The organism is Chryseobacterium formosense (genome assembly GCF_900116415.1).
Lineage (GTDB): Bacteria > Bacteroidota > Bacteroidia > Flavobacteriales > Weeksellaceae > Chryseobacterium > Chryseobacterium formosense.
Genome location: NZ_FPAP01000011.1, coordinates 1 through 3243, shown reverse-complemented (window position 1 = coordinate 3243; position 3243 = coordinate 1). Strand labels below are relative to the sequence as shown.

Sequence of the window (3243 nt, the reverse complement as noted above, 5' to 3'; positions counted from 1 at the left end):
GTATACTGTAATAAATTCCCTTTTGAATCGTATTGATCGTAAGTAATTTCCGTTGAGACAGTATTTTGAAGATCATAAGACAAAACAGAGGTAGGAAATAAATTCAAAGGATTATCGTATTTAATTTCTGACTTAGAAACCACATTTCCGGGATCTGTACTATTTTGCTTTTTAACTACTGATGTTTCCAAAGGAATCCCAATCATATTCGCATTCACCAGCTTCTGATTACCTTTTTCGTGAGCATATTGGTAAGTGATTTCCGTGATCTTGGAATCTGAATCCTTAATTATCTGCTTGGTAGGGTAATCTCTTGTATTAAATATATTGTCTTCATAGGTTTTTAATACTGCTCCATTAAAATATTCTGTAGTTTCAGAATGACTTTGGTTGGCTTTACCAATGATTTCTATATTATTAGTAATAGAAATCATGGTAGCAGGATCAGAATTACCACAATAAGCACTGTTTAAAACATTCGGATTGTAATTATAAATACATGTATTTATATATGCCTCATAAGTTGGAAATATTCCTCCATATATATATTCGGTGAAAGGAGAATTTCTGTTTCTCAAACTGATACCTGTAATCTTTTCGGTGTCATAAATAGAGAATTGATTACTTTTTGTAGATAATAAATTGTTATTATTATCTTTTTTTTGTTCTGTTTTTAAAAGTCCTCTTTTATAATCATAGTTAGCTACAGGTACAAACGGAGCTCCTGTTATATAATCAGGGTTAGGTTCATCAATCGGAGATGTGTAAGTATACTGAGCAAAACCTTTATCTGCTTCTGAAACCCTTACATTCCGATATCCTACATCAGAACCTTGTGTTTTCTGAACTGGAATGAAATTTTCTGATGAATAGATCGTAAAATTGTTATTATAGTGATACTTACATAAATTATTATTGGCACCACACACATAAACAAAATCATTATAATAATTATAATCATAATGATGCATGGGTTTGGGGAAAACCAAAGCCCCACTGCTTTTGCCGGAATTATCAGAATCATTGTAAGAAAAATTAGTCTTTTTTGCAGGTAAAGCATCGGTTGGTTTATCAAAGTAGCTGATGTTGTTAATTCTTATCCCTCCTCCGTTTAACCATTGTTTCTGTACAGGATTTTTAGACTTGTAAGCAAAATCAATATTGGCCGTACCCTGATCATTCATATTCGTCCATATAAATTTAAATCTGTAAGCATATCCTGCATCCAGGACAAATTCTTTATTATACATATTATGCATTCCATTAGCCTGAATGACCTGATTGTTCGCTCCCAGTTTTTCCAAAAACAAAAAACCTATTGCCCCATCATTGTTTAAAATTTCAGATTTTTCTATAATTAATATTCTGCTCTCTGAATGTAATCCTAGATTATGATATGCATTAACAGGAAATGTGCTTTGTAAACTAACATTTGAGGTTGCACTGTATATCCAGTTGTCAACATTTTCATCAAAATCATTTATAGGTGAGCCAGTGTGATCAAAAGAATAAGTATTTGTTCCAAAATCAAAAACTCTCATCCCTCCACTTGGAAGCTTTATACTTTCTAAAACATTAATTTTAATACATGTTGGGGATGTCTGTTTGGCAAGCAAGGGATTAGCATAAGGGCGGGGACAATTAAACCATTCCCAATGATCTTTTGCCAATATGGCATTATCTGTATTTTCAGTATACTTAAGGATATAATCAAATTCTTTTGTTAAGTCAGATTTATATTTGGTTATTTTGGAAAGTGCTAATCTGCTGTCTCCAAGATCTCTTCCTAACAAAGAAAACTCAAAATTATTGTAGGATAATTGATATATTTCGGTGATTTTCCCTAAAGGATCTGTTATTGTTATCTTATCTAACTTTGATAATTGTTGAGGATTGGTAAAATTTGTATCTGTTCTTCCTTGCAAATAAGAAAAATTAACTACTCCTTTACCAAGTATTCTGACGTTTTGCAGATTTCTAACCGTCGTAACTGTAGATACGATATTTGTTTCGTTCATAGCCGGAATTTCCTTATCAAATTGTATTCTTACAGGGTAAGGTAATAATGTAGAATCATCATCAGGAAATTCTTTACTTCTGCTGATATTTGAATTATCGGTATAAAATACTTGCTGTGAGGAATTGTAATCAAATTCTACAAAAGCAATATTTGAAGCATCAGATACTTTGCTAAGATGAAAAGCAGAGGGAGTTGAGCCTAAATTGGATAAATTTGTATTGACATATCCTCCAAAACTTTGCTTGTTTGTTAATGAAGATCTGGATGATTTTTCCAATACATCAAATAAATATCTATTTCCGTATTCATCTATAATTATAAATCCCGTCGCTTCAAAACTGTTATTAGGATCATAAGAATGAATTGCAATTTTAAGGTTGTTTTTATCTAATTTATCAACAAATAATTCATTAGTAGAATTCTTTTTAATGATAAATCTACCGGTATAACCCATAAAATTGTATTGATAAAGGTCATATTCCGTATCAAATTTATTTAAAAATGCTGATTCATAGAATAACTTTTTATACTTTTCCAGATCAGCATTGTCAATACCTGTTCCAGATATCGCATCTAAATATTTTCGGGTATAATTTTTTGTCGAATAATTAGAGGTAAATTCATCGAAATAAATTCCTACTGTTGGTTGCCCGCCGAAAGAAGCCAAAACAGCTTGGTCATCAGGAGTTCCTCTCACAGTCCTTGTGATGCTGCCTCCTGCAAATAAACTCCAGCCTAAACCTACATCACTTGATTTATCATCAGGCTTTGCATTTAATGGATGATAATTCAAAGATACATTCATTGCGATTTGGGGATTTGATGTAGGAATACTGGCAATAGGAATCTTGATATCCGGAATTCCTGTATAATTGCTTACAGATACTTCTTCAAATTTCATTAAGTTGTTTGCTGTTGGAGCAGCAGGATACAGTTGTTTAATATTCTCCATTGGATTCCCTACAGATCCTGTATTTGGATTTGATGCTTGTGCACTTAAGCTATTGATCAGTATAACAGCTGTACAGATTATTATTTTTCTCATCATGTTTTTATTTTTTAATCAAATTAGCATTCGCAGTTTTCTCAGTATCCGTTTTCACAACTATCAGGTAAGCTCCTTGTATGAGATTCTGCGTATTGATCTTCGTCACTTTATTCTTTGTCTTCAGGCTTTGTAACTGTCTTCCACCCATATCATACAGCGTAATATCCGCTTCCTT

The 3243-nt window shown here is 32.2% G+C and carries 2 protein-coding genes; both read right to left on the bottom strand.

What is annotated here, in order from left to right; genetic code table 11:
- On the bottom strand, positions 1-3065 hold a 3065-nt coding region (locus BM371_RS20255), incomplete at its 3' end, for a hypothetical protein (protein ID WP_083415643.1).
- A gap of 7 nt (positions 3066-3072) precedes the next feature.
- Positions 3073-3231, bottom strand: coding sequence for a T9SS type A sorting domain-containing protein (locus tag BM371_RS20250; RefSeq protein WP_262487379.1), 159 nt, complete (start codon positions 3229-3231; stop codon positions 3073-3075).
- Positions 3232-3243 lie beyond the last annotated feature (12 nt).